This is a genomic window from Micromonospora eburnea, from assembly GCF_900090225.1.
In the GTDB taxonomy this organism is placed as follows: Bacteria; Actinomycetota; Actinomycetes; order Mycobacteriales; family Micromonosporaceae; genus Micromonospora; species Micromonospora eburnea.
In genome coordinates this window covers 6,883,446-6,906,635 of the sequence record NZ_FMHY01000002.1, presented here as the reverse complement: position 1 = coordinate 6,906,635, position 23,190 = coordinate 6,883,446, and the positions used below count along the sequence as shown (strand labels likewise).

The following is a 23,190-nucleotide window of genomic DNA, read 5'->3' as shown; positions in this document are numbered from 1 at the left end:
TTCCGCGAGCGATCTCATGATCGAGCTAGCCGCCTCGGTCCCGGCCGGGCTGGCCGCCGTCGCGCTCGCCGCGCGGCGCCGGGCGCCGCGGCCGCGCTGACCTGCGGCGACGTGTCGGCCGAGGCGCTCGCCGCGGGTTCCGCTGGCATACTGGCGACCCATGGTGCTGTCGCGTGGCTGGTCGCTCTTCCTGATCGGGGTCGGAGTCTGGACCTGGGTGATCTGGCCGAGGTTCGCCGTCGCCATCTGGAACGACCCGCGCTCCTGGTTGACCGGCACGGTCGGCGAGGGTGCCCCCACCAGCTTCCTCTGGGTGCACGCGCTGCTGATCGCTGCCTCGCTGGCGATCGGCACCGCTGTCGGGGTGCTCGGGATCAGGGGTTGGCTCGCGGTCCGTCGCCGCCCCCGCGCCTGAGCCACCGGCCGGCGACCGGGCTCCACGCCGCTGAGCAGGCAAGATAGTCCAGCAATGATGGTGTGACGCGGGACGCTCGCCCCGGATTTGACGATCAAACCCAAAGCCGCGTAACTTTCTCTCTGCCAGCGCGGAACGGGGCAAACGGGACGAAAGCCCGGGAGTTCGGAACCGAGTTTGGCACCGGGTCGCCTAGGGGCACAGCTCCTGAGTGACACGGACCGGGCGGAGCCCGCCGGAACGCCGCAGGGCGGATTTGGCGGAGCGGAACCGACCGGGTAAGGTTGTCGACCGGCAGGGCACCGGGCGCGTTCGCGGAATTCTGCGGCGGCCGGCCTGCCAAATCCGATGATCAAGCGCAGCGGTACGCTGCTGCGCGAGCTCAGCGGACGCCAACCCGTACGAAGCACGACAGACCGGAACACACGGTTTGACACGGCGGAGACGGGGAGGTAACGTAGTAAAAGTGCCCGGCGCGAGAGCGGCGGGTGAGTGAACGAAATGCCCCGGATGGGGGTCCTGCGGTGCGGGGCTTTCGGATGGTGTGTGGTTGTTCTTTGAGAACTCAACAGGGTGCTTGATAAGCCAGTGCCAAATTGTTTGATACCCCGGACTGGTCAGGCTTTTGGGTCTGTCTGGTTGGGATTCCTTTGGCAACACTTTTGTTGCCGGGATGGATTGTTCAACAAGTTTTTGTTGGAGAGTTTGATCCTGGCTCAGGACGAACGCTGGCGGCGTGCTTAACACATGCAAGTCGAGCGGAAAGGCCCTTCGGGGTACTCGAGCGGCGAACGGGTGAGTAACACGTGAGCAACCTGCCCTAGGCTTTGGGATAACCCCGGGAAACCGGGGCTAATACCGAATAGGACCTCCTGTCGCATGGTGGGGGGTGGAAAGTTTTTCGGCCTGGGATGGGCTCGCGGCCTATCAGCTTGTTGGTGGGGTGATGGCCTACCAAGGCGACGACGGGTAGCCGGCCTGAGAGGGCGACCGGCCACACTGGGACTGAGACACGGCCCAGACTCCTACGGGAGGCAGCAGTGGGGAATATTGCACAATGGGCGGAAGCCTGATGCAGCGACGCCGCGTGAGGGATGACGGCCTTCGGGTTGTAAACCTCTTTCAGCAGGGACGAAGCGTAAGTGACGGTACCTGCAGAAGAAGCGCCGGCCAACTACGTGCCAGCAGCCGCGGTAAGACGTAGGGCGCGAGCGTTGTCCGGATTTATTGGGCGTAAAGAGCTCGTAGGCGGCTTGTCGCGTCGACTGTGAAAACCCGCGGCTCAACCGCGGGCCTGCAGTCGATACGGGCAGGCTAGAGTTCGGTAGGGGAGACTGGAATTCCTGGTGTAGCGGTGAAATGCGCAGATATCAGGAGGAACACCGGTGGCGAAGGCGGGTCTCTGGGCCGATACTGACGCTGAGGAGCGAAAGCGTGGGGAGCGAACAGGATTAGATACCCTGGTAGTCCACGCTGTAAACGTTGGGCGCTAGGTGTGGGGGGCCTCTCCGGTTCCCTGTGCCGCAGCTAACGCATTAAGCGCCCCGCCTGGGGAGTACGGCCGCAAGGCTAAAACTCAAAGGAATTGACGGGGGCCCGCACAAGCGGCGGAGCATGCGGATTAATTCGATGCAACGCGAAGAACCTTACCTGGGTTTGACATGGCCGCAAAACCTGCAGAGATGTGGGGTCCTTCGGGGGCGGTCACAGGTGGTGCATGGCTGTCGTCAGCTCGTGTCGTGAGATGTTGGGTTAAGTCCCGCAACGAGCGCAACCCTCGTTCGATGTTGCCAGCGCGTTATGGCGGGGACTCATCGAAGACTGCCGGGGTCAACTCGGAGGAAGGTGGGGATGACGTCAAGTCATCATGCCCCTTATGTCCAGGGCTTCACGCATGCTACAATGGCCGGTACAATGGGCTGCGATACCGTGAGGTGGAGCGAATCCCAAAAAGCCGGTCTCAGTTCGGATCGGGGTCTGCAACTCGACCCCGTGAAGTCGGAGTCGCTAGTAATCGCAGATCAGCAACGCTGCGGTGAATACGTTCCCGGGCCTTGTACACACCGCCCGTCACGTCACGAAAGTCGGCAACACCCGAAGCCGGTGGCCCAACCCTTGTGGAGGGAGCCGTCGAAGGTGGGGCTGGCGATTGGGACGAAGTCGTAACAAGGTAGCCGTACCGGAAGGTGCGGCTGGATCACCTCCTTTCTAAGGAGCACCATCCGTCGAAGGACGGTATGGAGCCCGCGGCCCGCGAATGTCGGGTCGGGGTGCTCATTGGCGGAGACACTGGCGAGTCGGTTCCGGCAACGGCCTGATGTTCTAGTACGGCCATCCCTTCGGGGTGGTGGGGAACGAGCGGATGGTGCGGCTGGGTATCGGTGACAGGCACCCTGTTGGGTCCTGAAAGAACAACCATGGGTTGTCTTTCAGTGGCTTGGACGAGCGGACGACGCTTGTCGAGCGCCAGGCACGGCCTGGTTCCATATACCGCCGGCGGTGGCCGGGTCTGGTGTGGGGCGGTTCGGGTTGTGGGTTGGTCGTTTGTTGAGAATTGCACAGTGGACGCGAGCATCTTTGTGGTCAAGTTGTCAAGGGCGAACGGTGGATGCCTTGGCACCAGGAGCCGATGAAGGACGTGGGAGGCCGCGATAGGCCTGGGGGAGCTGTCAACCAAGCTGTGATCCCAGGGTGTCCGAATGGGGGAACCCGGCTGGAGTCATGTCCAGTCACCCACACCTGAACACATAGGGTGTGTGGAGGGAACGCGGGGAAGTGAAACATCTCAGTACCCGTAGGAAGAGAAAACAAATAGTGATTCCGTGAGTAGTGGCGAGCGAAAGCGGATTGAGGCTAAACCGGCTGCGTGTGATACCTGTCAGGGGTTGCGTGGTCGGGGTTGTGGGACCCTGCTGAGTGTGCTGACACGCGCTCAAGGAGTTACAAAGCCAGTTGCTAGTCGAATGGTCTGGAAAGGCCGACCGTAGACGGTGACAGTCCGGTAGGTGAAAGTGGCTGGTCTTCTGTGGGTGTTCCCGAGTAGCGGCGGACTCCTGTAATCTGCCGTGAATCTGCCAGGACCACCTGGTAAGCCTAAATACTTCCTGGTGACCGATAGCGGACGAGTACCGTGAGGGAATGGTGAAAAGTACCCCGGGAGGGGAGTGAAATAGTACCTGAAACCGTTCGCCTACAATCCGTCGGAGCCTTGCGGGGTGACGGCGTGCCTTTTGAAGAATGAGCCTGCGAGTTAGTGGCATGTGGCGAGGTTAACCCGTGTGGGGGAGCCGTAGCGAAAGCGAGTCTGAATAGGGCGTTTGAGTCGCATGCTCTAGACCCGAAGCGGAGTGATCTAGCCATGGGCAGGCTGAAGCGCGGGTAAGACCGCGTGGAGGGCCGAACCCACCAACGTTGAAAAGTTGGGGGATGACCTGTGGTTAGGGGTGAAAGGCCAATCAAACTCCGTGATAGCTGGTTCTCCCCGAAATGCATTTAGGTGCAGCGTCGCGTGTTTCTTGCCGGAGGTAGAGCACTGGATGGTCTAGGGGGCCTACAAGCTTACCGAAATCAGCCAAACTCCGAATGCCGGTAAGTGAGAGCGCGGCAGTGAGACTGCGGGGGATAAGCTTCGTAGTCGAGAGGGAAACAGCCCAGATCACCAGCTAAGGCCCCTAAGCGTGTGCTAAGTGGAAAAGGATGTGGGGTCGCATAGACAACCAGGAGGTTGGCTTAGAAGCAGCCACCCTTTAAAGAGTGCGTAATAGCTCACTGGTCAAGTGGTTCCGCGCCGACAATGTAGCGGGGCTCAAGCACACCGCCGAAGCTGTGGCACTCACACAATGACTTCGCCAGGTCTTGATATCTGGTGCAGGTGTGTGGGTGGGTAGGGGAGCGTCGTGCCGGGGGTGAAGCAACGGGGTGACCTAGTTGTGGACGCGGCACGAGTGAGAATGCAGGCATGAGTAGCGAAAGAAGGGTGAGAAACCCTTCCGCCGGATGACCAAGGGTTCCAGGGCCAGGTTATTCCGCCCTGGGTGAGTCGGGACCTAAGGCGAGGCCGAGAGGCGTAGTCGATGGACAACGGGTTGATATTCCCGTACCCGCGAAAGAGCGACCCTGACGAACCTCGTTGTGCTAACCACCCGAACTGTGGGCGGTCTTCGGACCAAACACGGGGAGCGTGGGAACCTGGCGGGTAGTAGTCAAGCGATGGGGTGACGCAGGAAGGTAGCTGAGCCCGGCCGGTGGTTGTGCCGGGGTAAGCGTGTAGGCCGTGCTGTAGGCAAATCCGCAGCACATGTAGGCTGAGACGTGATGCCGAGCCGATTCAGGTGAAGTCAGTGATCCTATGCTGCCGAGAAAAGCCTCTAGCGAGTTCTTAGCGGCCCGTACCCCAAACCGACACAGGTGGTCAGGTAGAGAATACCGAGGCGATCGGGCGAACTGTGGTTAAGGAACTCGGCAAATTGCCCCCGTAACTTAGGGAGAAGGGGGGCCGGAGACGTGAAGCCCCGCGCGGGTGGAGCGTTGTATGGCCGCAGAGAGCAGGGGGAAGCGACTGTTTACTAAAAACACAGGTCCATGCGAAGAAGTAATTCGATGTATATGGACTGACGCCTGCCCGGTGCTGGAACGTTAAGGGGACCTGTTAGCTCTTCGGGGCGAAGCGGAGAACTTAAGCGCCAGTAAACGGCGGTGGTAACTATAACCATCCTAAGGTAGCGAAATTCCTTGTCGGGTAAGTTCCGACCTGCACGAATGGCGTAACGACTTCCCCACTGTCTCAACCACAGGCCCGGCGAAATTGCACTACGAGTAAAGATGCTCGTTACGCGCGGCAGGACGGAAAGACCCCGGGACCTTTACTATAGCTTGACATTGGTATCCGAATTAGCTTGTGTAGGATAGGTGGGAGCCGGTGAAGTCCATACGCCAGTATGGGTGGAGGCAATCTTGAAATACCACTCTGGTTGGTTTGGGTATCTAACTTCGGACCGTTATCCGGTTCAGGGACAGTGTCTGGTGGGTAGTTTAACTGGGGCGGTTGCCTCCTAAAGGGTAACGGAGGCGCCCAAAGGTTCCCTCAGCCTGGTTGGCAATCAGGTGTTGAGTGCAAGTGCACAAGGGAGCTTGACTGTGAGACTGACGGGTCGAGCAGGGACGAAAGTCGGGACTAGTGATCCGGCACTGGCATGTGGAAGCGGTGTCGCTCAACGGATAAAAGGTACCCCGGGGATAACAGGCTGATCTTCCCCAAGAGTCCATATCGACGGGATGGTTTGGCACCTCGATGTCGGCTCGTCGCATCCTGGGGCTGTAGCAGGTCCCAAGGGTTGGGCTGTTCGCCCATTAAAGCGGTACGCGAGCTGGGTTTAGAACGTCGTGAGACAGTTCGGTCCCTATCCGCCGTGCGCGTAGGATACTTGAGAAGGGCTGTCCCTAGTACGAGAGGACCGGGACGGACGAACCTCTGGTGTGCCAGTTGTCCCGCCAGGGGCACGGCTGGTTAGCTACGTTCGGAAGGGATAACCGCTGAAAGCATCTAAGCGGGAAGCTCGCTTCAAGATGAGGTATCCCACCCACCTTGGTGGGGTAAGGCCCCCAGCTAGACGACTGGGTTGATAGGCCGGAAATGTAAGCCCGGTAACGGGTTCAGTTGACCGGTACTAATAGGCCGAGGACTTGACTACTAAGCTGCTACGCGTCCACTGTGCAACTCCCGACAAACGAACAACACCCCCAACAAGGTTTGGGTTGGTTGGTTGTTTGATATGTCGATAGAGTTACGGCGGTCATGGCGGAGGGGAAACGCCCGGTCACATTCCGAACCCGGAAGCTAAGCCCTCCAGCGCCGATGGTACTGCACTCGGGAGGGTGTGGGAGAGTAGGACACCGCCGGACAATCTTTCCAGTCAGGGTCACCCTTCGGGGTGACCCTGACTGCGTTTGTGCGGACCTTTCCTGCTGCCCGGCGGTCCGAGCTTCGCGAATCCCCGCCCATCGCCTGGCGGGTCTCGTACGGTCGGTGCGGGGCCGCCTCGGGCGCCCCGGCCGTGCTGGCGGAGGCAGGAGTGGTCATGAAGATCGGAATCATCGGGTCGGGCCACATCGGTGGCACGCTCACCCGTCGGCTGTGCGCGCTGGGCCACGACGTGACCGTGACCAACTCGCGCGGCCCGCAGAGCCTGACCGACCTGGCGGCGGAGACCGGCGCCACGGCCGGCACGCTTGAGGAGACCGTGCAGGGGGCGGAGCTGGTGATCGTCGCGGTCCCGGTCCGGGCGGTGCCGGACCTGCCGGCGGCCCTGTTCGACGGCAAGCTGGTCGTCGACGCGGACAACTACTACCCCGAGCGGGATGGCGACATTCCCGAGCTGCTCGATCGCAGCCTCAGCTCCAGCCGCTGGACCGCCGAGCACCTCAAGGGCGCTCAGGTGGTGAAGGTCTTCAACACCATCCGGGCACCGCACCTGATGGACAACGGGCGGCCGGCCGGCGCACCCGACCGGATCGCCCTGCCGGTGGCCGGCGACGATTCCGCCGCCAAGCGGGTGGTGATGGAACTGGTCGACGAGCTGGGCTTCGATCCGGTGGACGGTGGCACCCTCGACGGGAGCTGGCGGCAGCAGCCGGGCACCCCGGTCTACGGCGCCGACCGCGACGCGGACGGCGTACGGCAGGGGCTGGCCGAGGCGCGGCCCTGAGGGCGTACGAGACGAGGAAGCCCCGCCGGCGACACGGCCGGCGGGGCTTCTCGGTGCCTGACCTCGACGGACGTCAGTCCTGCGGCTTGGGGGCGCAGATGAAACGCGGTTCGGGGTCGTAGCGCCAGCTGAACTTCTCCCGCTTGACCACCTTGCCGTTCTTGGTGATGACCCGGTAGGCGTCCTGGGCGAAGCCCACGCTGCCCTCGGCCGAGATGCACCTGGGGCCGGGCTCCAGGTAGACCGTCTTCGGCTGGGTGATGTTCCGGCGGGGGCCGTACTCGGTCTTGACGCTGTCGTAGATCTTGGTGCTCCAGATCGACACGGTGATGGTGCTGGACGTGTAGGACGTGTCGATCAGAACGCCGTACGGGGTGTTGTTGCGGAACTTGAAGTCCAGCTGCGGCCAGTAGATCGTCGACTCGATCACCGCGGGGTAGCGGCTGAAGTAGAACGAGTGCGGCTTGTGCTCGACGTCCTCAAGGCCGGCGTAGTAGGTCGCGTTGAACAGCGTCGTGGTGAACTGGGAGACGCCGCCGCCCACGCCCGGCACCAGCTTGCCGTTGACGATCGTCGGCGCGTCCTGGTAGCCCTGGTCGTAGCCGCGTTCGCCGGTGTGGGCGTTGAGCGAGAACGTCTCGCCCGGCTTCACGATCGTGCCGTCCACGTCCTTGGCGGCCTGCACGATGTTCTGGCTGCGGGGCGAGGAGAGACCGCCGGGGAACCGGGTGGTGAAGGTGGAGACCTGCTCCTTGATGCCGAGCGTGGTCAGCTTCGACTCGGTCAGCTCCGGCTCGGCCGTCTTCAGCGAGGCGGTCACCGTGCGACCGTCCGCCTTCGGCAGCACGGCGAGCAGGTCGCGGCTCAGCGCGGTCGCGTCGACCTGCCGGCCGGCCCGGCCGGGCACCACCTTCGGCTTGCCGCCCGCGATGGTCAGGCCCGCGTTCTTCGGCTCGACCTCGATCTTCGCCAGCCGGTCGCCCAGGGCGGTACGCAGCCGCTTCACGTCCACCCGGGGGGTGAGCGTGCCCGCGTCATCGACGGAGAAGCGCAGGCCGCGGGCGATCGCGGTGGGTGGGATGGTGACCGAGCCGTGATCGGTGGAGAGGGTGACGGGAGCCGCCACCGCCGGCTTGGCCAGCTCGGCGATGAGCCGGTCCACGTCCGCCTGGCTGGTCGCCGGCCACTTCTCGACCAGCGGCACGGTGACCGGCCGGCCGGCGAGCCAGCCCGCCTTGACCGCCTCGGCCGCGCCGGTCGGGTCCACCGTCAGGGCCGGCTTCGGGTAGACCGGCTTCGGGGTGGTGCCGGTGAAGATGATGGCCGGCATGGTCATCTCCCGGCCCTGGTCGCCCAGTGCGCGGTTCAGGGCGGCGTCCAGTCGGGCGGTGTCGACGGTGACCACCGGGTGGACCGTACGGGAACCGACGAGGCGGCTCACCGGGTGCGCCTCGGCGGCGGCAGCCGCCGCCACGGTGGCGTCCACGTCGATCGCGAGGCCGACGTCGGCCGGCTTCACCTCGACACTCTTCTTGCCGACGGTGACGGCGATCGGGGCGGTCAGCGCCGCCGACCGCCGGTCCAGTTCGGCACGCAGCGCATGGGCGGCGTCGGCCCGGCTCCGGCCGCCCAGCTCGGCACCGAGCACGGTGGTGCCCCGGGGCACGTCCCCCGCGTACGCGTAGGTGCCGGCCCCGGCGGCCGCGGCGAGCACGGCCGCGGCGATCCCGCCGGCGAGCAGCACCCGCCGGCGCTTGAACCATGCCCGGGCCGGCTGGGCCGGTGCCGGTGCGACGGCGGGTGCCGGGTCGTCGTCCGGCCAGCTCACCGCCGTCACCTGCACGGTGGGCCGGTCGTCGGCGGGCGGCACTTTTTCGCCGTACAGCGTCACAGCAACCTCGATCGGGAGTACCACGGGGGGACCACTTTCCCCACCCGGAAGACACCTACGGTAACCAACGCCGGAGCTGGCCGGGAGTCTCCGGTGGGGCGACCGCCGGAGGCAGCGTTTCGCCCGGCCGGCGTGCGTCCCGCAATGATCACCCGGGCCTGGTGTCCCACGCTGTCGGCGGCCGTGGGACGGTGTTCGGGTGCGGACGGATGAGCGGGGCTTGGCGTACGGCGGCGGGTGGCTGGACCGGGCGGCAGGGCTGCGCACCGACCCGGGGTGGATCGCCGCGCGGCTGACCGACCGGGAGAGCGTGCTGCTGCCGCTCTGGCGGGACCGTTGCCTGGTCTCGGCGGACCGGGCACCGGTGTGCTTGGCGGCCGTCGACGCCGCGGGGCTGCTCGCCGCAGCCGACGAGACGGTCTTCCTCGGGCTGGACGCGGGTCGGGCGGTCTTCGCCGCGGATCTCTCCGGGCGGCCCGAACGGGACGCGCTGGCGCTGGCCGGTGCGGCCGAACCGGTGGACGTACGGGCCCTGGTGGGCGGCCTGACGCCGGCCGAGGCGGCCGTGCAGGCGTACGCCAAGGGGTTGCTGCACTGGCATCGGGGGCAGCGATACTGCGGCGGCTGTGGGGCGCCGACGGCGGCGCGGGACGGCGGGCACACCCGTTCGTGTACCGGCGCCGATTGCGGGCGGCTCCTGTTTCCCCGGATCGAGCCGGCGGTCATCGTGCTGGTCGAGGCACCGGGCGAGCCGGAGCGCTGCCTGCTGGCCCGGCACCGGGGCGCGCCGGAGGGGTCGTGGTCGACGCTGGCCGGGTTCGTCGAGGTCGGCGAGAGCCTGGAGGACGCGGTACGCCGGGAGTTGGCCGAGGAGGCCGGGGTGACCGTCGTCGAGGTGTCGTACCAGGGGTCGCAGGCGTGGCCGTTCCCGGCGGGGCTGATGGCCGGTTTCCGGGCGACGGCGGCGTCGACGGAGGTACGGGTGGACGGCGCGGAGTTGGTGGACGCGCGCTGGTTCACCCGGGACGAGTTGCGGGCGCGGGTGGCCGACGGGCGCCCGTTGGGCCGGATCGACTCGATCGATCACCACTTGTTGGAGTCGTGGCTGGACCGGGCGAGCTGAACCGAGGCGCCGTACGGCCAGTCGGCCCCGCCGGACGGGTGATCGCTTTGTCATCCCCAGCGGTTTGTCAGCTCTCCGTTACCGAACTGTGACGAAAGTGCGCCGCGCCTACCGCAGGTGAAACCCGCTGGCCTTCCTGTCGTAATCGGGGTGGTTTGCCCGGGGCGGCTGGTCGCCTGGTTGTTAACCGTTGGTAACCATCGGCGATCTTGATGGTCCGAGCCTATTACCGGTCAGTAGCTCGGGGCTTGTGAGGTGTGTCGCATCGCGAGAGCATCCAATTCGCGTACTGCGCGGCCCGTCGGCACAACGGCACCCGCAAGCGCCCACGCTCTCCCCCGTCCCGAGCCGCAACCCGCGATCGGTGCTGACACCCCCTTCGAGGAGGACCTCGTGAGTGAATCGGAAGACCGCCAGCTGCGTGGCGGCACCCGCTGGCGTCGCTTCGCCGCGATGGCGATTCCCGCCGCGGCCGCCGCCGGCGGCATCATGTTCGGCATGGCCAACGGTGCCATCGCTGCCAACATCACCGTCTCCGGCACCGCGTTCAAGGTGGGTGCCGAGCGGCTTGAGGGCGACAAATTCACGCAGTACGGCGGCGTCGTGTACGAGAAGGACAACCCGACGCCGGTGCCGATCGCGATCTCCGAGATCGGCCACGCGGACCTCTACAAGCTCTGCCAGTCGGTCGACGCGAGCCTGCCCGGCATGCCCGTGGTGCTGCGGATCGAGGCCGGCGGTGGCAAGGAGCCCGCCACCGCGGACGGCATGCTGATCGCGATGGAGTCCCTCGCGGGCGACGCGAAGTTCACCAACATCAAGATCGGCCAGGACGCCAGCGACCTGAGCGCCGCGGCGAAGGCCGGCACGTTCGGTCAGAGCGCCGACCACGTGACCATCAACGGGCTCCAGCAGGTCGCCCGCTACACCACGGCCGGCACCTTCAACCTGAAGGGCCTGAAGCTGAAGGTGCACGCGTTCGGCGACGCCGCCGGCAAGCAGTGCTTCTGAGCTGACCGGAGGTCCGCGGAGGGCGCCCTTCGCGGACCTCCCGTCGTGTTCGGCAACCCTCACCATCACCGCACCCTTCCTAGGAGGAGTCCGTGACAACCGCGGACGCGCAGCACGCCCGACCCGGCGGGTTCACCCGGGCCTGGCGTGGTTTCCGGCGTTGGCGGCGGAGCCGGCCATTCTGGGGCGGCCTGTTCGCCGTGCTCGCCGGAGCGGAGATCTTCGGCACCACCCAGGCGACCCTGGCCGGCCTCACGCTGAAGATGGGTCCGACCGGCTTCCTCGCCTGGCTGATCCCCACCATCCTGGTGGTCTGCGGTCTGCTTCTCTGGTTCACCCCGCAGCACCGGATCTTCTACTCGGTCATCGCGGCGGTGACGGCGGTCTACTCGCTGATCGGGGTCAACCTCGGCGGCTTCTTCCTCGGCATGCTGCTGGGCATCGTGGGCGCGGGGCTCGGCTTCGCCTGGATGCCCGGCCGACCGGCGAGCACCGGCGAGCAGCCCGTACCCGCCGTCGACGAAGGGCCGCAGCAGGACGACGAGGTCGAGCAGGAACTGGCCCTCGTCGACGAGCTGCTGCCCCGGCAGCGGGAGGAGGAGACCACCGGCGTCCTCACCGACATACTGCCCGAGTCGCGTAACCCGCTGCGCGAGGTGCCCCCGGCGGAGGCTGCCGACTCCACCCAGAGCCTGCCGTCCGTCGGCCCTGACCCGGCCCACCGGGGCCCGAAGTCGTACGCGATCCTGCTGGCGGTCGCCATGTCCCTGGCCGGTCTGTTCGCGCTCCGCGGCGAGGAACACGCGCTCGCCGCTCCCGCGACCTGCCCGACCCACGGCCCGGCCGCCCCGACCCCCGGCGCGGCCGACCCGAGCCCGGCCGCGTCCGTCTCGGCCAGCCCGGCTCCGGCCCCGGTGGAGACGGGCTCGGACGGCAACCTGCTGACCGACATCGTCGATGGGATCACCGGCCTGCTCACCGGTGACCACACCTCGTCTTCGCCCGAGTCCAACGGCCCGGCCGCCCCTGCGGTCGCCGCCGAGCCGACCGAGACCGGCACCACCCCGACCAGCGCGGAGCCGGAGCCGAGCGCCAGCTCGTCGGCGAAGCCCACCACGCCGGACAAGCCGGGCGCCGACCCCTGTGCCAGCCCGGCGCCGACCAAGCCGAAGCCGGTCGAACCGGGGAAACCGCTGCCCCGGATCGCCGCTGACCCGGACCAGCCCCAGGTCGCCGTGAAGCCCGCCAAGCTCACCGGTTCCAAGTTGGCCATGACCGGGCTGCGGTTCGAGGGCATCACCGAGCTGCCCACCGAGAACGGCCCGCTCAAGTGCCTGAAGTTCACCATGGCGAAGGCCGTGACGGACGACTTCGTCCTCCAGGCCGACGGCCCGGCCGGCCGGACCCAGCGGTACGTCACCGACCAGCTCACCGTCGAAGGCGACGTCGCCTTCTACACCACCCGGTTCGTCGCGCGGTTCGAGGGCATCAAGGTCACGCTGACCCCGGACCTGCCGCTCCCGGACGGCATCCCGATCACCTTGCCGCTGAAGATCACCTTCACCGAGCCGGTGATCGATCTCGCGTTCGTCGACTCCAACACGCTCACCGCCAAGCCGGCGCTCAAGCTCGACCTGGGCTGATCCACACCGGGTACGTGAAACGGCCGGGAGCCGGAGGTCACCTCCGACTCCCGGCCGTCTGTCGTCGCTAGAGCCGGCTCAGCGCCCGGCGCAGCGGGTCGAGCCCCAGCGAGCCCAGGTCGAGCGCCTGGCGGTGGAACTCCTTGAGGTCGAAGTCGGCGCCCTTGCGCGCCTTCGCCTCCTCCCGCGCCTGCAACCAGATCCGCTCGCCCACCTTGTACGACGGGGCCTGCCCCGGCCAGCCCAGGTAGCGGTTCAGCTCGAAGCGCAGGTTCTCGTCCGGCACCCGGCAGTGCGCCCGCATGAACTCCCAGCCCAGCTCCGGCGTCCAGCGCTCGCCCGGGTGGAAGCCGAACGGGTTGTCCCGGGGGATCTCCAGCTCCAGGTGCATGCCGATGTCGACGATCACCCGGGCGGCACGGAACGCCTGCCCGTCGAGCATGCCGAGCTTGTCGCCCGGGTCCTCCAGGTAGCCCAGCTCGTCCATCAGCCGCTCGGAGTAGAGCGCCCAGCCCTCACCGTGCCCGGAGACCCAGCAGAGCAGCCGCTGCCAGCGGTTGAGCAGGCCGGCACGGACCGCGGTCTGGGCGACCTGGAGGTGGTGGCCCGGCACACCCTCGTGGTAGACCGTGGTCACCTCGCGCCAGGTGGAGAAGTCGGTGACGCCCTGCGGCACCGCCCACCACATCCGACCGGGCCGGGAGAAGTCCTCGCTCGGGCCGGTGTAGTAGATCGCCCCGTCACTGGTCGGTGCGAGGCAGCACTCGATCCGGCGGACCTGCTCGGGGATGTCGAAGTGGGTGCCGTGCAGCTCGCTGATCGCCTTGTCGGCGAGCGCCTGCATCCAGTCCCGGAACGCCTCCTTGCCCTGAATGGTGCGGGCCGGGTCGGCGTCCAGCGCGGTCACGGCGTCGTCGATGGTCGCGCCCGGCCCGACGATCCGGGCGGCCACCGCCCGCATCTCGCTCTCCAGGCGGGCCAGCTCCGCGAAACCCCAGGCGTACGTCTCGTCGAGGTCGACCTTGGCGCCGAGGAAGTACTGCGAGGCCAGCTCGTACCGCTCCCGCCCGGCGGCCTGCTTCTGCCGGCCGTGCGGGGCCAGTTCGGTGCGGAGGAACTGCCCGAACTCGGCGGTGGCCGCGGTCGCGGCGGCGGCGCCCTTACGCAGCTCGGCGCCGAGCGTGCCGTCGGCCCCGAGCCGCTCGGCCAGGCCGTGGAAGAAGTTGTCGCCGTTCGGGTCGGTCCAGATGTCGCACTGTTTGGCGACCTCGACGAGCTGCACCTGCGAGCTGATTTTGCCGGCGGCGGCCGACTCACGCAGGGTGCGCTTGTAGCCCTCCAGGGCGCCGGCGAAGCCGTTGAGCCGGGCGGCGATATTGGCCTTGGCGTCGTCGCTCTCGGCCGGCATGAGGTCGAAGACCATGCGGATGTTGTGCAGCGCGCTGGCGATGACGTTGACCTCGCTGGTGGTCTCGCCGGCATCGTGCCGGGCGAGCTCCAGGCCGAGGCGCTCCTGCATCGCCTCCTTGGCGGTCCGCTCGGCCTCCGAGTCCGGCTCGGTCGCGTCGAGGTCGGTCAGGGTGCGTCGAACCAGGTCCGTACGGGCCGCGTATCCGTCCGGGGAAAGGTCGTCGAGCTGGTTGTCGTAGCCGGCGATGCCGACGTAGGTGGCACCGGTCGGGCTCAGCGTGGCCCAGTCGGCCACGTACCGGTTGGCGAGGTCATCGATTCGTCCCACGATGTGACCCTACGCGACCGGGCCACCCTGTTGTCGATCGCGTTTGCCGTGTTCAGGCACCTTGCAGCCGGATCGACATCGCCCGAAACGACGGGTGTTGTGGTGGTCGACGCCAGGTCCGATTTTCGCGCGACATCGTCGTACCCCTGCGGCAAGGTGTCAGGAGTGACTAAGGACTTGACTCCTGACCGGGCGGCGCTGCGTAGCTGGTTGCCCGGTTTTCTCGCGCTCGGCGTGATCTGGGGCTCCAGCTTCCTCTTCATCAAGGTCGGGGTGACCGAGCTGCACCCGCTGCACCTCACCCTCTACCGGGTCGCCACCGGCGCGGCGACCCTGCTGGTGGTGCTGGCCGTGCTGCGTGACCGGCTGCCCCGCGAGCCCCGGATCTGGGCGCACCTGCTGGTGGTCGCCGCCTTCGGCGTGTCCCTGCCGTTCACCCTCTTCGGCTTCGGCGAGCAGCGGGTGGAGTCGATGCTCGCCGGCATCTGGAACGCCACCACGCCACTGATCGTGCTGCCGCTGGCGGTGCTGGTGTTCCGTACCGAGCGGCTGACCGTGCGGCGGGCGGTCGGGCTGGGGCTGGGCTTCACCGGTGTGCTGGTGGTGCTCGGCGTCTGGGAGGGCGTCGGCGGGTCGCACTTCACCGGCCAGTTGCTGTGCCTGGCAGCGGCGGCCTGCTACGGCGTCGCCATTCCGTACCAGACGAAGTTCATCGCGGGCAGCGCCCACTCCGGCCTGTCACTGTCGGCGGCGCAGGTGCTGGTCGCGGCGGCACAGCTCGCGGTGATCGCGCCGCTGGTGGCCGGGGCGCCGCCGGTGCCGTCCGGCCTCTCCGGGCGGGTGGTCGCCAGCGTGCTGGCGCTCGGCGCGCTCGGCACCGGACTGGCCTTCGTGATCAACCTGCGCAACATCCGGGTGGTCGGGGCGAGCACCGCCTCCACCGCCACGTACCTGATCCCGGTCTTCGCGGTGCTGGTCGGCGCGGTGGTGCTCGGCGAGCGGATGAACTGGCACCAACCGGTGGGCGCGCTGATCGTGCTGCTCGGCGTGGCGGTCGCGCAGGGGGTGCTCGGCCGGCGCCGGTCGCGTCCCGCGCTCGGCACTCCTGCCGCAGCGGTCACGGAGCCGGCCGTAAGGGGCTGAGCCGGGCGGTCGTGGGGCCGCCGGTCGGTGCGGCTCAGCGGCGGGTGCGGGCCCACCTGACCAGGCGATCCGCTTTCCAGGTGTTGACCACCCGGTTCGCCGGTACGCCGCAGAGCGCCGCGCGTTGGCAGCCGAAGCGCTGCCAGTCCAACTGGCCGGGGGCGTGCGCGTCGGTGTTGATGGCGAACCGGCAGCCGGCCTCCAGGGCGCGGCGGATCAGCCGCTTCGGCGGGTCCTGCCGCTCCGGGCGGGAGTTGATCTCGACCGCCACCCCGTGTTCGGCACAGGCCGCGAAGACGGCGTCCGCGTCGAAGTCGCTCTCGGCGCGGGTGCGCGCCCGGTGCCCCCGGTCGCCCGGCCCCGTCACCCCGGCCGGCCGGGACGACACCATCCGGCCGGTGCAGTGGCCGAGGATGTCCAGGTGCGGGTTGGCGACGGCGGTGAGCATCCGCCGGGTCATCTTCGCCCGGTCGTCGTTCAGGCCGCTGTGCACCGAGCCGACCACCACGTCGAGCCGGGCCAGCAGCTCCTCATCCTGGTCCAGCGACCCGTCGGCGAGGATGTCCACCTCGATGCCGGTGAGGATGCGGAAACCCTTCGGCAGCGCGTCGTTCACCGCGGCCACGTGGTCGAGCTGCTTGCGCAGCCGCTCCGCGGTCAGCCCCCGGGCCACCTTTAGCCGGGGCGAGTGGTCGGTCAGCACCAGATACTCGTGCCCCAGCTCGACCGCCGCCAGGGCCATCTCCTCGATCGGCGAGCCGCCGTCCGACCAGTCGGAGTGGGTGTGGCAGTCGCCGCGCAGCGCGTCCCGCAGCGCCGCGGCGGCCGCGTCCAGGTCGGTGCCCTCGGTGGCGACCAGCCGGCGCAGGTAGACCGGCTCCTCGCCGGCCAGCGACTCGACCACGCAGCGGGCGGTGACGTCACCGACCCCGGCCAACTCGGTCAGCTTGCCGGTGCGCGCCCGCTCGGTCACCTCCCCGGCGGGCAGCGCGGCGAGCGCGTTGGCCGCCGACCGGAACGCCCGGACCCGGTAGGTGGCCTCGTTCGCCTTCTCCAACAGGAACGCGATCCGACGCAGGTCGACGATGGGATCCCGGGCAGTCATGTCCAGCAACCTACGCGTACCGGCCGCCGGGCGCCGGTTGTCGTGCTGGGTGTCGGGAGTGGACGACCGTCAGCCCCCGCCGCCGGGCTTCGCCGGGGCCTTCGGGCAGCCGTGGTCGCGCTGCCAGCCGGTCACCTCGGCGGCCGGTCCGCGGTTGCCCTGCTTCCGCCATGAGTCCAGGTATTTCGCCGGCCAGATCACACCCCGGCGGATCCACCAGTCGTCGTGCCCCTGACACTCCGGGGAGATGCCGAAGTGCAGGTGACAGACGTTGTTGGCGTTGCCGGTGCGGCCGACCTTGCCGAGCGGCTGGCCGGCGTGGACGCGTACGTCCGGGTCGATGCCGGTGGCGATGGCGCTCAGGTGCGACCCGTAGTAGCGGACCCCGTCGTCGCCCAGCAGGGACACCGACAGGCCCCCGTTGTTGGGCCCGAGCGGGCCCCGCTTGTCGAACCGGTCCACCCGGCTCACCTCGAGGATCCGGCCGTCGGTGACCGCGACGAACGGGGTGCCGCAGTTGGCGAAGATGTCCGTCCCCGGGTACGCCGAGTGCGTCGGGTGGTAGGCGACGTTGTTCGCGCGTACCGGGAAGACGTGCTGTGGGGCCGCCCGCGTCGGGGAGGGGGAGTCCGACGGCGCGGCTGTCCTGGCGGGCTGCGCGGCGGTGGCCGGGGCTCTCGGGCTCTGCCACACGTTGCCCGAGGTGGCTCCGGGCCGGTCGGCGGGGGCGCACCCGGCGGCCAGGGCCGGTAGGAGCAGCAACAGAACCGGGTACGCCGCGCACGCGCGGCGTCCGGTCGATCGCGAGCGCATCCGGTCATCCTGACAGACCACTACCGTAGGGACGAACGCCGAGACCGTCCCGCCGGTCCGGACCGGGCACGGTAGCTCTGCGTGATCACGGTACGTCCACCGTCGGTGAAGGGAGCAGGGGCGATGAACGGGTGGTACGCCGGGCCCGGCGAGACCGGTCCGCGGTCGCTGCCGTACACCCCGTCGGGGCTCTTTCCCGCCGGGGCGCCACCCCGGCCGACCTGGCGCGAGCCGTACCGGGTCACCGGCGGCGGCGTCGCGGCCGGCGCCGCGGTCGCCTTCGTCTGGCTGCTCCTGTTCGGCCTGCTCGGCCACGACGTGCGCAGTTACGCGTGGTGGACGGTGCTCGCCGGCGGGCTGGCCTGGCTGGCCTCCGGCGTGCTGGTGAGGTACGGCGACCGGGGGGTGGCCACCGGGGTTGCGATCGTCACCGCCGGCGGCTGGAGCATCGCGGCGGCCGTCGTCGCGCTGCGCTGGGCGCAGAGCGGGGACTGGCCGCTCTGGTGACATCGCGTGACGGTGTCGCGGCGCAGTGAAGGCCGGCTTGACGTACGCGCGGTGACGGGTCACGCTCGGCGGTATGGCCTGGACCACCCCGCCGCGGCTCGACCCCGAGCGGAGCCGTCGCCGCCTGCAACTCCTCGCCGAGTTGGCCGGTGCCCGCGCGGTACGTCAGCGCGAGCGGCCGCAGCGGGCACGCACCGAGCGGCTGCGCCAGCTCATCGCCACCCGCCGGCGCGTCGCGGGCTGACCAACTATCTCCAGGAACGGCCGGCCCTTCGGGGCGTTGACCGGTCGCCTGCCGACCCGACCGGTTAACGTGCACGCGTGACGAGTCGGCGTGCTGCCGAGGTCAATTTGGGGGGACCGTGTCGTACTTCGCTGCTGCCGTGGCGCGCGTTGACGGCGGCTGGACCGCCGACGAGGTGAACCTGCGGGGCGCCACCGACGTCGACGAGGTCGCCGACCGGCTGCGCGACGTCGAGCCGAACGCCGACCTGTCCCTGCTCTTCGTCGAGGCCGACGACACGTACCTGGTGATCCTGCGCCTGGACGAGGGGGAGGACCTGCGGGTCTTCGGCTCCGACTCGGCGTACGCGGACGAGTCCCGGCTGGGCGCGCTGCTGGTCGGTGACCTGAAGGCCCCGGTCACCGGCCTGGAGGACACCGACGAGCCGCGTCCGGCCGCCGGTGCCGACGACGAGACCGAACAGCCGGCGGTCGACCCGGAGGCCGACCCGGTGGGCGACGCGGACATCCTCGCTGACCTGGGCATCTCGCCGCAGAAGCTGCTGGCTCTCTGCGCACACGAGGGGATGATGCCGGCCGACGTCATCGCCGAGATCTGCCAGGTGCTCGGCTGCGCGGACGAGGTCGAGGAGCTACGTGAGGTCTGAGCCGTCCGGAGCGGTGCCGTCCGGCGGCGGGGAGCCGGCCGACGTCACCGATCCGGCGCTGGAGACCGTGCGCCCGGGGCAGCCCACTCCGGGCGCGGTGGGCCGGGTCGGTCCCGGGGCCGACGAGGGGCTGGCCGACCCCGGCGGTGTGGGCCGCCGGCAGCGGCACGAGCTGTGGATGCGCCGGGCGCTGGAGGTCGCGGTGACCGGCCCGGACAGCGGCCCGGCGACGGACGGCGAGGCCGCGGTGGAGGACGTCCCCGTCGGTGCGGTCGTCTACGGTCCGGACGGCGCCGAGCTGGCCATCGGGCGCAACGAGCGGGAGCTGACCGGAGACCCGACCGCCCACGCCGAGGTGCTGGCGCTGCGCCGGGCCGCCGAGCGCCTGGGGCGGTGGCGGTTGGCGGACTGCACCCTGGTGGTGACGCTGGAACCGTGCACGATGTGCGCGGGCGCGATCTCCCTGGCCCGGATCTCCACCGTGGTCTTCGGCGCGTGGGAGCCGAAGACGGGCGCGGTGGGGTCGCTCTGGGACGTGCTGCGCGACCGTCGCCTCACCCACCGCCCCGAGGTCTACGCCGGCGTCCTGGAGACGGAGAGCGCCACCCTGCTACGCGCCTTCTTCCGGTAAGGAGGGGCCCCCTGTTAACGCCTCACGTAGAGCAGGGGCCCCCTGTTAACACCGTCCGTCCCGGTTACGGGCGCAGGAGAGTGGCGGCGACGGCTTGGGCGGCCTCGGTCCACGCGGTCGGGCGCATGGTCGCCGGGTCGAGCCGGACGATCGACCGGGTGCCGTCGGCGTGCAGGGTGCCGCCGTCCACCGAGCGGAACTCGAAGGCGTACCGGGCGCTGCTGGTGCCGAAGTGGTCGAGCCAGAAGTGCACTGCCACCGGCCCGGCGCCGCTGACCGGCGCCCGGTAGCTGATGGTGAACTCGCGTACCGCGTGGAACGCGTCCGGGGCGCTGCGCCGCCCGCCGCGGAAGGCGATGCCGCGCTCGGCCCAGTACGGCGCCAGGGCCCGTTCCAGCAGCACCGCGTACCGGGCGTTGTGCAGGATGCCCATGGCGTCGAGGTCGTCGAAGTGCACCGGAACGTGCTCGACGTGGCCGAACTCGACGGCGGGGCGGTCGACGGTGGCGTGGCTCATGACAGACCTTCCGGTAGCAGGGTCGGATCGGGGCACAGCGCCCGTAGCCGGTTGAGCAGGCACTGACGGGCGTGCCGGTAGGCGGTGTCCGGGTCGAGCAGCCGGGAGCGCATCACGGCGCTGATCCCGAGCGAGTCGATCTCGTACGCCAGCTGCGGGACGTCCACGTCGGCGGGGAGTTCGCCGACGTCGACGGCCTCCTGGACGAGGCGTTCGAGGAAGGCGGCCCACTGGCCGAACGCCTCTGCGAGCCGGTCCCGGACCGGGCCAGGGCGGGCGTTGTACTCGAACTCCGTGTTCGCGAAGAAGCAGCCCCCGGGGAGCACCCGGGCGGCGTAGAAGTCGATCCGGGCCTCGTGCAGGGCCCGCAGTCGCCGGACGCCCCGTGGGGCGCGCAGGCCGGGGTGGACGATCCGCTCCTGCCACTGCGCGACGGCCCGGTCGACGGTGGCGAGCTGGAGCGCCTCCTTGGAGCGCCAGTGCGCGAACAGGCCGGACTTGCTGACCCCGAGGGCGTCCGCGAGCTGCGCGAGGGAGAGCCCGTGCAGGCCGGCCTCGGTGGCCAGGGCCACGGCGGCGTCCAGGGCCGCGCTGCGGGTGCGCTCGCCGCGGGCGACGCGGCCGTCGGAGGACATGCGGGCAGCGTAACCGAAAAAAGCACGACCGGTCGTATTGTTTTTTGTGACCTGAAACGCCGCCGCCCCACCACCGGTGACGGCGGCGGGGCGGCGAAAGGTGCGGAACGGTCAGGCGATGACGGTGTCGAGGGCGACCTCGACCATCTGGCTGAAGGTCTGCTCGCGCTCGGCGGCGGTGGTCTTCTCGCCGGTCTTGATGTGGTCGCTGACGGTCAGGATGGTCAGCGCGCGGGCCTTGAACCGGGCCGCGATCGTGTAGAGCGCGGCGGACTCCATCTCCACCGCGAGCACGCCGTAGTCGGCCAGGGTGTCGTAGAGGTCGGGGCGGTCGGTGTAGAAGGCGTCCGCCGCCAGGATCGGGCCGACGTGCATGGTGATGCCGGCCCGCTCCGCGACCTCGACCGAGGTACGCAGCAGCCCGAAGTCGGCCACCGGGGCGTAGTCGATCAGCCCGTCGAAGCGCATCCGGTTCATGTTCGAGTCGGTGGACGAGCCGATCGCGGCGATCACGTCCCGCAGCTGGAGGTCCTCGCGGAGGGCGCCGCAGGAGCCGACCCGGATCAGGGTCTTCACACCGTACTCGTTGATCAGCTCGTGCGCGTAGATGGAGGCGGAGGGCATGCCCATGCCGGAGCCCTGGACCGAGACCTCGACGCCCTTCCAGCGGCCGGTGAAGCCCAGCATGCCGCGGACCGTCGTGTAGCAGCGGGCGTCTTCGAGGTAGGTCTCCGCGATCCACTTGGCCCGCAGCGGGTCGCCCGGCATCAGGACCCGCTCGGCGATCTCTCCCGGCTCAGCGCCGATGTGCGTACTCATGGCAAAGATCCTGCCAGGTTGGCCGGGGGGATACCGGTTCGGCGTCCGGACCGATGGTCCTGTACCCTTCTCGGCGGTGGTGTGTCCGAGTGGCCTAAGGAGCACGCCTCGAAAGCGTGTGAGGGTTTACGCCCTCCGCGGGTTCAAATCCCGCCGCCACCGCTCGTGAAATGCGAGAACGCCCGGTCGATCCTGACGGATCGGCCGGGCGTTCTGCTTTTGGTCCCCGTGGTGCTCCGGTTCCGGCCCCGCCCGGTGGTTGCTTCGCAGAACACTCCCAGTGCTCTTGACGGCACCTTGCTACGTACTGTGATACTACGCGGGACGTAGTAAGGAGGCGTCGATTGTCTGGACTTTCCGAGCTGGGCAGGTTCTCCGAGCCGGCGGTGCTCATCATGATCAGCCTCGCGGCGGGGCCGAAGCACGGCTACGCCATGCAGGACGACATCGCCGAGCTGGCCGGCCAACGGCCCGGGCCCGGCACGCTGTACGGCGCGATCCGGCGCCTGGAGGAGCGGCAGTACATCGAGGCCCTGCCCGAACAGGACCGGCGCAAGCCGTACCGGCTCACGGACACCGGCCGTGCGGTGCTCGGCGTGGAACTGAGACGCATGCGCGCCACGGCGGACGCGGGCCTCCGTCGGCTGGCGGTGGCCTGATGCCGTCCCGAGTCGTCCGCGCCGTACTGGCGGTCTACCCCCATGCGGTGCGGAACCGCTACGGCGACGAGATCGCCGAGATGCTCGCCAATTCACCCCGACCCGTGCGTGACCTCGCCGACGTGGCCTGGTGCGCGCTCGCCGACCGAAGGGAGTTTCTCACTGTGCCCCGGCTACGCGTACGGGATTTGGCCCTGGTCACGTTGCTGGCCGCGCCGGTCGTCTTCACCGCGGCCTATTTCACGGTGTTGCTCGCCCTCATGGTTCTTCTCAACCGCGGATCCGGCGGTCGTCACGAAGTCGTGCACCTGATCACGAATGCGGTCATGCTGGTTCCGATGGCGTTCCTGGCCTTCGCGTGGGGGCGGCAGCTGCGCCGGGTACGTTCGGTCGCCGCGCTCAACGTCATGGTGCCCGTGGCCTTGGCGAGTGTCTTCCTCGCGTTGCTGACCGTCGCCCCGAACCACGACTTCTACGGCCTCGTCACGTCGTCGTCGCGGTCGGACGGGGTTCCCGGGGCGCTGGCCGTGTTGTCGTGGTGCGTCGGCTTGATCGCTCTGGCGGTGGCCATGGCGGCGCTGCGAAAGCGGGGGCGTCACCAGGTCGCGTTCGTCGTCGCAGTGGTCGGCGCGCTCGCGGTACTGGAGGTCAGCACCGTCCTGCACGTCCTCAGCCTGCTGGACGCGCAGGACGCGCCACGGCAGTACGCGCTGCTCTGGTACCCGGCCGCGATCTCCGGGAGCGAGTTCGACCTGGGTCGAGGCAGTGGCCACCTTGCCGGCACGGTGGGGTCGCTGTCCGTCGTACTGAGCGTGTGCACCGTGTTCGCGCTGTCGCTGATGGGAACGATCAGCCGCTCCGGATCGGCTGCCAGACTCGCTACGGTCGTCGCACCGTCCACCCCCGGCCCGGCCCGCATCGCCGTCGAGCAGGGCTGAGGCGGTTC

At 68.7% G+C, this 23,190-nt stretch carries 19 protein-coding genes, 1 tRNA gene and 3 rRNA genes; 16 read left to right on the top strand and 7 right to left on the bottom strand.

Annotated features, from left to right (window positions below; genetic code table 11):
• Window positions 1-160 precede the first annotated feature (160 nt).
• From GA0070604_RS30275 to GA0070604_RS30255, 5 genes are all read left to right on the top strand, one after another.
• A complete protein-coding gene (locus tag GA0070604_RS30275; RefSeq protein WP_091126343.1) occupies window positions 161-415 on the top strand; it encodes an SCO4848 family membrane protein in 255 nt (84 codons plus the stop codon).
• A 693-nt stretch (window positions 416-1,108) separates the two neighbouring features.
• Window positions 1,109-2,623: ribosomal RNA gene (locus GA0070604_RS30270) — 16S ribosomal RNA — on the top strand.
• A 373-nt stretch (window positions 2,624-2,996) separates the two neighbouring features.
• Window positions 2,997-6,105: ribosomal RNA gene (locus GA0070604_RS30265) — 23S ribosomal RNA — on the top strand.
• Between the two features lie 94 nt (window positions 6,106-6,199).
• Window positions 6,200-6,316, top strand: a 5S ribosomal RNA gene (rrf, locus tag GA0070604_RS30260).
• Together the 16S, 23S and 5S rRNA genes form the textbook arrangement of a ribosomal RNA operon.
• Window positions 6,317-6,492: 176 nt before the next feature.
• Complete coding sequence (locus GA0070604_RS30255; protein WP_091127521.1) at window positions 6,493-7,119, top strand: NADPH-dependent F420 reductase; 627 nt, start codon at window positions 6,493-6,495, stop codon at window positions 7,117-7,119.
• Between the two features lie 73 nt (window positions 7,120-7,192).
• Here GA0070604_RS30255 and GA0070604_RS30250 read toward each other — a convergent pair whose 3' ends face one another.
• Entirely contained in the window at window positions 7,193-9,010 is a 1,818-nt protein-coding gene (locus tag GA0070604_RS30250; RefSeq protein ID WP_091126340.1) for a VanW family protein, read from the bottom strand.
• Between the two features lie 199 nt (window positions 9,011-9,209).
• Between GA0070604_RS30250 and nudC the strand changes: the two genes are divergently transcribed.
• The 3 genes from nudC to GA0070604_RS34055 all read left to right on the top strand — a co-directional run bounded on the left by nudC (window position 9,210) and on the right by GA0070604_RS34055 (window position 12,787).
• Entirely contained in the window at window positions 9,210-10,133 is a 924-nt protein-coding gene (gene nudC / locus GA0070604_RS30245) for an NAD(+) diphosphatase (RefSeq protein WP_091126338.1), read from the top strand.
• A 393-nt stretch (window positions 10,134-10,526) separates the two neighbouring features.
• Window positions 10,527-11,144 carry a DUF6230 family protein gene (locus GA0070604_RS30240; protein ID WP_244162124.1) on the top strand — a complete coding sequence of 206 codons (618 nt, stop codon included), beginning with the start codon at window positions 10,527-10,529 and terminating at the stop codon, window positions 11,142-11,144.
• A gap of 92 nt (window positions 11,145-11,236) precedes the next feature.
• Window positions 11,237-12,787 carry a DUF6114 domain-containing protein gene (locus GA0070604_RS34055; RefSeq protein WP_091126334.1) on the top strand — a complete coding sequence of 517 codons (1,551 nt, stop codon included), beginning with the start codon at window positions 11,237-11,239 and terminating at the stop codon, window positions 12,785-12,787.
• A 67-nt stretch (window positions 12,788-12,854) separates the two neighbouring features.
• Here GA0070604_RS34055 and GA0070604_RS30230 read toward each other — a convergent pair whose 3' ends face one another.
• On the bottom strand, window positions 12,855-14,525 hold the full coding sequence (locus tag GA0070604_RS30230) for a DUF885 domain-containing protein (RefSeq protein WP_091126331.1): 1,671 nt from the start codon (window positions 14,523-14,525) through the stop codon (window positions 12,855-12,857).
• 165 nt (window positions 14,526-14,690) lie between these two features.
• On the opposite strand from GA0070604_RS30230, the gene GA0070604_RS30225 reads away from it, so the two are divergent.
• The gene (locus GA0070604_RS30225) at window positions 14,691-15,668 is read left to right on the top strand and encodes a DMT family transporter (RefSeq protein ID WP_208602197.1); all 978 of its coding nucleotides are present in this window, start codon (window positions 14,691-14,693) and stop codon (window positions 15,666-15,668) included.
• A 34-nt stretch (window positions 15,669-15,702) separates the two neighbouring features.
• Here the strand turns inward: GA0070604_RS30225 and GA0070604_RS30220 are convergent, their stop codons facing one another.
• Window positions 15,703-16,773, bottom strand: a complete 1,071-nt coding sequence (locus tag GA0070604_RS30220; RefSeq protein ID WP_091126329.1) for a PHP domain-containing protein — start codon at window positions 16,771-16,773, stop codon at window positions 15,703-15,705.
• 69 nt (window positions 16,774-16,842) lie between these two features.
• Entirely contained in the window at window positions 16,843-17,586 is a 744-nt protein-coding gene (locus GA0070604_RS30215) for a M23 family metallopeptidase (RefSeq protein WP_091126325.1), read from the bottom strand.
• A gap of 123 nt (window positions 17,587-17,709) precedes the next feature.
• Here GA0070604_RS30215 and GA0070604_RS30210 point away from each other — a divergent pair, with 123 nt between their 5' ends.
• From GA0070604_RS30210 to GA0070604_RS30200, 4 genes are all read left to right on the top strand, one after another.
• Window positions 17,710-18,093, top strand: a complete 384-nt coding sequence (locus tag GA0070604_RS30210; protein ID WP_091126323.1) for a hypothetical protein — start codon at window positions 17,710-17,712, stop codon at window positions 18,091-18,093.
• A 73-nt stretch (window positions 18,094-18,166) separates the two neighbouring features.
• Window positions 18,167-18,337, top strand: a complete 171-nt coding sequence (locus GA0070604_RS32845) for a hypothetical protein (protein ID WP_167363597.1) — start codon at window positions 18,167-18,169, stop codon at window positions 18,335-18,337.
• A 118-nt stretch (window positions 18,338-18,455) separates the two neighbouring features.
• The gene (locus GA0070604_RS30205; protein ID WP_091126320.1) at window positions 18,456-18,983 is read left to right on the top strand and encodes a tRNA adenosine deaminase-associated protein; all 528 of its coding nucleotides are present in this window, start codon (window positions 18,456-18,458) and stop codon (window positions 18,981-18,983) included.
• A 178-nt stretch (window positions 18,984-19,161) separates the two neighbouring features.
• Window positions 19,162-19,614, top strand: a complete 453-nt coding sequence (locus tag GA0070604_RS30200) for a nucleoside deaminase (protein WP_208602367.1) — start codon at window positions 19,162-19,164, stop codon at window positions 19,612-19,614.
• Window positions 19,615-19,678: 64 nt separating this feature from the next.
• Here GA0070604_RS30200 and GA0070604_RS30195 read toward each other — a convergent pair whose 3' ends face one another.
• The 3 genes from GA0070604_RS30195 to deoD all read right to left on the bottom strand — a co-directional run bounded on the left by GA0070604_RS30195 (window position 19,679) and on the right by deoD (window position 21,585).
• Window positions 19,679-20,131: an acyl-CoA thioesterase gene (locus GA0070604_RS30195; RefSeq protein ID WP_091126314.1), complete on the bottom strand. Its 453-nt coding sequence runs from the start codon at window positions 20,129-20,131 to the stop codon at window positions 19,679-19,681.
• Window positions 20,128-20,766, bottom strand: coding sequence for a TetR/AcrR family transcriptional regulator (locus GA0070604_RS30190; protein ID WP_091126311.1), 639 nt, complete (start codon window positions 20,764-20,766; stop codon window positions 20,128-20,130). The genes GA0070604_RS30195 and GA0070604_RS30190 overlap by 4 nt, the downstream gene beginning before the upstream one ends.
• Before the next feature lie 111 nt (window positions 20,767-20,877).
• Window positions 20,878-21,585, bottom strand: a complete 708-nt coding sequence (deoD, locus tag GA0070604_RS30185; protein WP_091126308.1) for a purine-nucleoside phosphorylase — start codon at window positions 21,583-21,585, stop codon at window positions 20,878-20,880.
• A gap of 75 nt (window positions 21,586-21,660) precedes the next feature.
• On the opposite strand from deoD, the gene GA0070604_RS30180 reads away from it, so the two are divergent.
• The 3 genes from GA0070604_RS30180 (at window position 21,661) to GA0070604_RS30170 (ending at window position 23,182) form a co-directional block, all read left to right on the top strand.
• Window positions 21,661-21,747 (top strand) — tRNA-Ser (locus tag GA0070604_RS30180).
• Window positions 21,748-21,929: 182 nt separating this feature from the next.
• Window positions 21,930-22,244, top strand: a complete 315-nt coding sequence (locus tag GA0070604_RS30175; RefSeq protein WP_244162123.1) for a PadR family transcriptional regulator — start codon at window positions 21,930-21,932, stop codon at window positions 22,242-22,244.
• The gene (locus GA0070604_RS30170) at window positions 22,244-23,182 is read left to right on the top strand and encodes a hypothetical protein (protein WP_091126306.1); all 939 of its coding nucleotides are present in this window, start codon (window positions 22,244-22,246) and stop codon (window positions 23,180-23,182) included. Before GA0070604_RS30175 ends, GA0070604_RS30170 begins: the two co-directional genes overlap by 1 nt.
• Window positions 23,183-23,190 lie beyond the last annotated feature (8 nt).

Bases quoted from the DNA above. Each gene is read 5' to 3' on its own strand.
- GA0070604_RS30275 (WP_091126343.1), top strand. From the start codon at position 161: ATGGTGCTGTCGCGTGGCTGGTCGCTCTTCCTGATCGGGGTCGGAGTC.
- GA0070604_RS30255 (WP_091127521.1), top strand. From the start codon at position 6,493: ATGAAGATCGGAATCATCGGGTCGGGCCACATCGGTGGCACGCTCACC.
- GA0070604_RS30220 (WP_091126329.1), bottom strand. From the start codon at position 16,773: ATGACTGCCCGGGATCCCATCGTCGACCTGCGTCGGATCGCGTTCCTG.
- GA0070604_RS30215 (WP_091126325.1), bottom strand. From the start codon at position 17,586: ATGCGCTCGCGATCGACCGGACGCCGCGCGTGCGCGGCGTACCCGGTT.
- GA0070604_RS30210 (WP_091126323.1), top strand. From the start codon at position 17,710: ATGAACGGGTGGTACGCCGGGCCCGGCGAGACCGGTCCGCGGTCGCTG.
- GA0070604_RS32845 (WP_167363597.1), top strand. From the start codon at position 18,167: ATGGCCTGGACCACCCCGCCGCGGCTCGACCCCGAGCGGAGCCGTCGC.
- GA0070604_RS30200 (WP_208602367.1), top strand. From the start codon at position 19,162: ATGCGCCGGGCGCTGGAGGTCGCGGTGACCGGCCCGGACAGCGGCCCG.
- GA0070604_RS30195 (WP_091126314.1), bottom strand. From the start codon at position 20,131: ATGAGCCACGCCACCGTCGACCGCCCCGCCGTCGAGTTCGGCCACGTC.
- GA0070604_RS30190 (WP_091126311.1), bottom strand. From the start codon at position 20,766: ATGTCCTCCGACGGCCGCGTCGCCCGCGGCGAGCGCACCCGCAGCGCG.
- deoD (WP_091126308.1), bottom strand. From the start codon at position 21,585: ATGAGTACGCACATCGGCGCTGAGCCGGGAGAGATCGCCGAGCGGGTC.
- GA0070604_RS30170 (WP_091126306.1), top strand. From the start codon at position 22,244: ATGCCGTCCCGAGTCGTCCGCGCCGTACTGGCGGTCTACCCCCATGCG.